The organism is Acinetobacter sp. YH12219 (genome assembly GCF_013417875.1).
GTDB lineage: Bacteria > Pseudomonadota > Gammaproteobacteria > Pseudomonadales > Moraxellaceae > Acinetobacter > Acinetobacter amyesii.
Genome location: NZ_VPDC01000007.1, coordinates 81,319 through 87,944, shown reverse-complemented (window position 1 = coordinate 87,944; position 6,626 = coordinate 81,319). Strand labels below are relative to the sequence as shown.

The 6,626-nt window shown below is 42.5% G+C and carries 6 protein-coding genes and 1 pseudogene; 6 read left to right on the top strand and 1 reads right to left on the bottom strand.

Translation table 11 applies throughout. The features are described from left to right. Positions 1–92, top strand: a pseudogene (locus FTV04_RS06115) (IS5/IS1182 family transposase); the annotation flags it as partial. 188 nt (positions 93–280) lie between these two features. On the opposite strand, the gene FTV04_RS06110 reads toward FTV04_RS06115, so the two are convergent. Continuing rightward, entirely contained in the window at positions 281–1,993 is a 1,713-nt protein-coding gene (locus tag FTV04_RS06110; RefSeq protein ID WP_180089040.1) for an electron transfer flavoprotein-ubiquinone oxidoreductase, read from the bottom strand. Positions 1,994–2,187: 194 nt separating this feature from the next. Here FTV04_RS06110 and FTV04_RS06105 point away from each other — a divergent pair, with 194 nt between their 5' ends. From FTV04_RS06105 to FTV04_RS06085, 5 genes are all read left to right on the top strand, one after another. Beyond that, on the top strand, positions 2,188–2,796 hold the full coding sequence (locus FTV04_RS06105) for a DUF1285 domain-containing protein (protein ID WP_078192804.1): 609 nt from the start codon (positions 2,188–2,190) through the stop codon (positions 2,794–2,796). Between the two features lie 48 nt (positions 2,797–2,844). Then, a complete protein-coding gene (gene murI, locus FTV04_RS06100) occupies positions 2,845–3,729 on the top strand; it encodes a glutamate racemase (protein ID WP_180089039.1) in 885 nt (294 codons plus the stop codon). A 121-nt stretch (positions 3,730–3,850) separates the two neighbouring features. Next, positions 3,851–4,879 (top strand): DUF4062 domain-containing protein, encoded by a 1,029-nt coding sequence (locus tag FTV04_RS06095; protein WP_180089038.1) that lies wholly within the window; start codon positions 3,851–3,853, stop codon positions 4,877–4,879. A 65-nt stretch (positions 4,880–4,944) separates the two neighbouring features. Then, positions 4,945–5,967, top strand: a complete 1,023-nt coding sequence (gene hemH, locus FTV04_RS06090) for a ferrochelatase (protein ID WP_180089037.1) — start codon at positions 4,945–4,947, stop codon at positions 5,965–5,967. Between the two features lie 12 nt (positions 5,968–5,979). Further along, complete coding sequence (locus tag FTV04_RS06085; RefSeq protein ID WP_180089036.1) at positions 5,980–6,624, top strand: MBL fold metallo-hydrolase; 645 nt, start codon at positions 5,980–5,982, stop codon at positions 6,622–6,624. Positions 6,625–6,626: the final 2 nt, after the last annotated feature.

Genomic DNA, 6,626 nt, shown 5'->3' with positions numbered 1-6,626 from the left:
TTAGAGGAATTGCCACAAGATACGATAAGCTAAAACGTAACTATCAAAGCGCTGTTGCTTTAGCTTGTATATTTATATGGTTGCCTCTTTAGCTCAATTTATCGGCTGTAAATGTCAACACACCCTATTTAAAATAAAATAATTATGAAATTAATTTTTTATAGGAATTAGTTTTTTTGTAATAATATTTATTTAAAGAATGTGATTGTCTATTAAAAAATAAACCCGCACTAAGCGGGTTTATTTTTATCTCAAAAGAGGTTACAAGTTCGGGTACTAATTACATGTTTGGGTAATTAGGACCACCGCCACCCTCAGGTGTTACCCAAGTAATGTTTTGAGAAGGATCTTTGATGTCACACGTCTTACAGTGCACACAGTTTGCCGCGTTAATTTGGAAACGCTTAGAACCGTCATTCTCTTCCATAATTTCATAAACACCGGCAGGGCAGTAGCGCTGAGCAGGCTCATCCCATTTTGGTAAGTTCACATTTACAGGAATAGAAGCATCTGTCAATTTCAAGTGAGCAGGTTGGTTCTCTTCGTGAACGGTATTCGATACGAATACTGAAGACAAACGGTCAAATGTAATTTTACCATCTGGTTTTGGATAATTCGGTTTGAAGTTCGCAGCATCGACAGTTTTTAAAGCGCTGAAGTCTGGCTGTAAGTCATGCAGCGTGAACGGCACTTTAAAGATGTTTTGATCAACAAAGTTGAACGCACCACCCATCCATTGACCAAACTTATGCATAGCAGGGCCGAAGTTACGAGAGTTATATAACTCTTCTTTCAACCAACTGTTATTGAACTTGTCTGTGTACGCAGTTAACTCCTTAGCGAAGAAATCTTCACCTTCAGTCACACGTGCAATGGCAAGGTCACCACCTTTTTCCACACCAGCAGCAATCGCTTCAAATACAGCTTCACCGCACAGCATGCCTGATTTCATTGCTGTATGAGAGCCTTTGATTTTCGCAAAGTTTAGGAAACCTGCGTCATCACCAATTAAGCTACCACCAGGGAAAGTGAATTTAGGTAGTGAGTTGAAGCCACCTTTTACAACCGCACGTGCGCCATAAGAAATACGCTTACCACCCTCAAGATATTGCTTGATCAGTGGATGTGTTTTCCAACGCTGCATTTCCATAAATGGATACATGTGTGGATTGGTATATGATAAGTCAACGATCATGCCCAAAGTCACTTGGTTGTTCTCAGCGTGGTATAACCACCAACCGCCTGAAGAACCTGTTTCACTTAAAGGCCAACCTGCACCGTGCATCACCAAACCTGGTTTGTGCTTAGCAGGATCGATTTCCCAAAGTTCTTTAATACCAATACCGTAATGTTGCGGATCAGCATCTTTATCTAAGTTGAACTGAGCAATCAGACGTTTACCTAAGTGACCACGACAGCCTTCAGCAAATAATGTGTATTTGGCATGAAGTTCATAGCCAGGAGTAAAGTTATGCGTTGGTTCGCCATCTTTACCAATGCCCATGTCACCAGTCTGAATACCTTTCACAGTACCATCTTCATGGTAAAGGATTTCAGATGCTGCAAAGCCTGGGAAAATAGACACTTCTAATTCTTCAGCTTTAGCACCTAACCAGCGAACCACGTTACCTAACGAAATAACATAGTTGCCATCGTTATGCATGGTTTTTGGCACCATCCAATGCGGTGCTTCTTGTGATTTTTCATCAGACAATAAGAAATAGGTTTTATCTTCAGTCACAGGCACATTTAACGGTGCGCCTTGTTCTTTCCAATCTGGGAACAATTCATTCATCGCGCGAGGTTCTAGCACAGCACCCGATAGAATATGCGCACCCACTTCGGAGCCCTTTTCCACGACACAAACGGACAGATCGTTTAGGTTATTTTCAATTGCAAGTTGACGAATTTTAATCGCAGCAGATAGGCCGGCAGGACCTGCACCGACGATAACTACGTCAAACTCCATCGATTCACGTTCGATGTGTTCCATGTAGGACTCCTCATATTTCGGAAGGTGGCATCCATTCAATTCATTTAAATGGTGCTGCCATGAGTGTTCTTAATGCCCAGACACAATTTTTCTATCGTGTCTTTGATATTGTGGGCTAGTATAGTTTTAAACCGAGTTCTAGCCAATTGGCTGAATCATATTATTTTTCCGTCACTAAGGTATTTATTAGGCGGATGAAGCAGCAATTGAACGAAAACCCGACGAAAAAATTCATTAATAGGGATGATAGAAATTTAATGAACATTGCACAATACTTAAAAGATGGACAGTCCGGTCACAAAAGGTCAATCCCCCCATTAGATCAATGGCATCCAAAGCATTGTGGTGCAATGGATTTGAAGGTTTTAGCCAATGGAGAATGGTGGCACGATGGTCAATTGATCAAGCGGCAAGCACTCATTGATCTGTTCTCAACCGTGCTTTGGAAAGAAGATGGGAAATTCTATTTAAAAACCCCTGTGGAACAAATTGAAATACAGGTGGAAGATGAGCCTTTATTTGTTAATCAAGTCGATACGCTTGAGCTAGAAAACAAGCGCTATATCCAGTTTACGACCACAACACAAGACGTGATTGTTGTGGATGATGAACATCCGATTTTTATGCGTGAATATCAGGGTGAACTACGTCCTTATGTGCATGTACGTTTTGGAATTAATGCACTGATCCAGCGTGCCGCATTCTTTCATTTGGTTGAGATGGGTGAACTGCTTGAAAATGAAAAAGGTGAATCCATTTTAGTGTTACAAAGTGGTGATTTGCGCTTGCAATTAGGCACCTGAGGTTTAAGCTTTCCACCTTGTCATTCTGAACAATATATAAGTGACCCTATGACCGCCATTCACCCCATTTACCCACTGGATGTACCCATGCCGAAAGCTGGCGCAGATGCACCGATCGGTTTATTTGATTCGGGGATTGGTGGCTTATCTGTGGCCTTGGAAATTGCGCGCTATTTGCCGAATGAACGTATTGTGTATTATGCCGATACTGCACATGTACCCTATGGGCCACGTGATGATCAAAATATACGTGAGTTGACTGCACATGCCATAGAGTGGTTATACCGCCAAGGCTGTAAAGTCGCTGTCGTGGCATGTAACACGGCATCTGCTTTTAGTTTGGATTATTTGCGTGAACATTATGGGGAGAACTTCCCCATTATTGGTTTAGTTCCTGCGTTAAAGCCTGCCGTTCTGCAAACAAAAAGTAAAACAGTGGCTGTTCTTGCAACCCCTGCGACATTTCGTGGAAAGTTGATTAAAGATGTGATGCATCGTTTTGCTGAACCTGCAGGGGTGCAAGTTTTGTCAGTGACCAGTCTGGAATTGGTGCCCTTTGTTGAAGCAGGTGCGCAAATGACTGAGCCTTGCCTGCAGACATTAACCGAGATATTACAGCCAGTTGTAGATGCCGGTGCAGATTATTTAGTGCTTGGATGTACACATTACCCCTTCCTAAAATCGGCAATTCAGTATATTTTTGGTCAGAAGCTGACATTAATTGACTCAGGTTTTGCAGTTGCACGACAAACAGCCCGAATTTTGATTAAAAATGAGTTATTATTTGATCAGAAAAGAGAAAATTGTTTGCGTATAGAGTGCTATGTCAGTGGCAATAATGCGGAAAATTTAAAACCTGTTGTGGCGCGCCTGATTCAAGATGATATTTCTTGGAACATTGCCAACATCGGACTTATAAGTTCAGAAGACTAAATCAGTCATTTTGGACAACGTTGAATGAAAAAATTAGTTTTTTATTGGGGTAGTCATGTCGCATTTTCCAGCTAAGATCAATTCGATGCTGAGTGCGTTATGCAGCGGGAGAGGATCACTAATGCTCGATAAGCGTTATCAAGTATTCATTTCCACATCTGGTAGCGAAATGCAGCCAGAACGGATTATTTTGGCTCAGACGCTTGTGGGAATGGGGTTTTTCTCATGGGGGCTAGAACAACGCACACCATTGAGCACTGCTTTTGCACGTCGTCAAATTGACGATTGTGACTATGTGATGATTTTATTGGGCAGTCAATACGGTGAGCAGTCTGTGTCTGGTGTGGGCTATATGCACCTTGAATACATCTATGCGGTGACCAAGCAAAAACCTGTCATTGTGTTTATGCATGATGATCCAAATTCACGTGATGATGCGTTACATGATGCTAAACCTGAACTCCGTGAAAAATTTAAAGAATTTAGAAAACTATTACAAAATGAAGTTGATCAAGTTTTTACCTATCGTAGTTTGCGTGATTTAGAAATGGCAGTTCGATTGAACATGCCACAAATGCTAGAACGCTATCCTGTTACAGGTTGGGTGCGTCCACAGAATACTCAAGCTTTACATGATGAAATTGATCGTTTAAAAGCCCAGTTAGTTCAACTCGAAACAGAGTCTGGAAAACGCGAAGTTGATCCATTCTTATCTTTACCAAAAGTGTCGATGCATGAACTATTTTCATTTGAATACCGCATGCACGCTTATCAAGATGGTAATTTCAAAGAATTAAAAGTACAGAAGAAAATGACGTGGGCGCAGCTCTTGTCGATTTTAGGCGCAACCTTTGTTAATCCAACCCCTGAAGAATTCTTCTCTAAACGTATGAATGAGTTTTTGAATGAAACAGGTCTGGATGATGCACGTATTGAGATGCCACGTGCTCATGCGGTTGCGCGGGCACAAGTGAATATTCGTGCTTTACACAGCATTAAAAGCCAGATGCGGCAGAATGACTGGATTGTACCCAATGGCCGAGATGATCGTCAGCGGATGTTGTGGCAAGTGACCAGTAAAGGTCAAAAATTGTTAGAAAGTAATTTGCTTGATAATGATCGAGTTTTTCAATTTAAATCTGCATATTAATCTATTTTATTAAATGGATAAAAAGCTGTTACATTAGCGTCATTCAAATTGATGGAAAAAGCGTAATGTTGCCTGCCGAAAAAGCTAAAGTCACCATTATTCTCGCGAATCTAGGTACGCCTGATGCGCCAACTGTGCCCGCAGTGCGTCGTTTTCTGCAACAGTTTTTGTCGGATCAGCGGGTCATTGAAATTCCAAAACCGATTTGGCAATTGATTTTGCGTTTGTTCATTTTGCCATTTCGACCAAAGCGTGTGGCGCATGCCTATGAAATGGTTTGGGGCAATGATTCGCCTATGCGTGAAATATTGTTGGCGCAAGTTGACGCTGTAAAAGCACATTTAACTCAAGCGTATCCAGAGTTTGAACTGAAGGTGATTCCTGCCATGACCTATGGCAACCCAGGCATTCATGCAGCTTTAGATCAATTGGCGCAGCAGCCACAAGACCACATCGTCCTGTTTCCGCTATTTCCACAATATTCAGCAACATCGACTGCACCGCTATATGATGCGATCGCACAATGGATTCCGCAGCAACGCAATTTGCCGGGCTTGAGTATTATTCGTGATTACTATCAGCACCCGCTATTTATTCAAGCTTTAGCGCAAAGTGTGCGTGATTATCAAGCGGAGCATGGGGTCGCGGATAAGTTATTGATGTCTTTTCATGGCATTCCACAGCCTTATGCAGACAAGGGTGATCCCTATGCTGACCGTTGCCGTGTAACAGGACATTTAGTCGCGCAAGCGCTTGGTTTAACTGAAGATCAATATGAAATCAGTTTCCAATCGCGCTTTGGTAAGCAAGAATGGGTGAAACCTTATACTGATGCCACTTTGGACGCATGGGGCAAACAAGGCGTGAAATCGGTACAGGTTATGAGCCCTGCATTTTCAGCGGATTGTTTGGAAACGCTAGAAGAGTTGGCGCTGCAAAATGCTGAAATTTTCCAAGCTGCAGGCGGTGGTGAATATGGTTATATTCCTGCATTAAACGCGCGGGATGATCATGTCGCATTGCTCAATTTATTACTTCAAGCTAATCTTGATGCCTTAAAGCAAACATTAGCCCATTCATCGCCTTGAGGTTTTCGCCCTATGTTGCAAGTTAAAATCGTGCCCGTTACGGCATTTCAACAAAACTGTTCCATTGTTTGGGACTCTGAGTCGAAAGAAGCGGTATTGATTGATGCAGGGGGAGAGCCTGAAAAATTAAAAGCCGAAGTTGAAGCGCTCGGTTTAACGGTCAAAGCCTTGTGGTTAACGCATGGCCATTTAGACCATGCAGGTGCGGTTGGGGCATTAACCCAAGCTTGGAATGTTCCAGTGATTGGCCCGCATAAAGAAGATGCGTTTTGGTTGGACATGATTCAGGAGGTTTCTGCGAAATACGGTTTCCCGATCCCTGAAAATGTCCATGTGACCCAATGGTTGGAAGGCGGCGAAACCTTGAAGCTGGGTGCTGAAGAGTTTGAAGTTCGTTTTGCACCGGGGCATACACCGGGTCATGTCATGTTCTATAACGCAAAATATGCCGTGCTTTGGACGGGTGATGTGTTATTTAAAGGCTCGATAGGCCGGACAGATTTTCCACGTGGTAACCATCAACAATTACTCGACTCTATTCAGCGTGAATGTTTTAGCTTGCCAGATGACACGCAGTTTATTTCAGGGCATGGTCCAATGAGTACCATTGGTTATGAAAAACAACATAACCCTTTCGTTGCTAGTAAAGCGGGTTAAGC

Bases quoted from the DNA above. Each gene is read 5' to 3' on its own strand.
- FTV04_RS06085 (WP_180089036.1), top strand. From the start codon at position 5,980: ATGTTGCAAGTTAAAATCGTGCCCGTTACGGCATTTCAACAAAACTGT.
- FTV04_RS06095 (WP_180089038.1), top strand. From the start codon at position 3,851: ATGCTCGATAAGCGTTATCAAGTATTCATTTCCACATCTGGTAGCGAA.
- FTV04_RS06105 (WP_078192804.1), top strand. From the start codon at position 2,188: ATGAAGCAGCAATTGAACGAAAACCCGACGAAAAAATTCATTAATAGG.
- hemH (WP_180089037.1), top strand. From the start codon at position 4,945: ATGTTGCCTGCCGAAAAAGCTAAAGTCACCATTATTCTCGCGAATCTA.
- FTV04_RS06110 (WP_180089040.1), bottom strand. From the start codon at position 1,993: ATGGAACACATCGAACGTGAATCGATGGAGTTTGACGTAGTTATCGTC.
- murI (WP_180089039.1), top strand. From the start codon at position 2,845: ATGACCGCCATTCACCCCATTTACCCACTGGATGTACCCATGCCGAAA.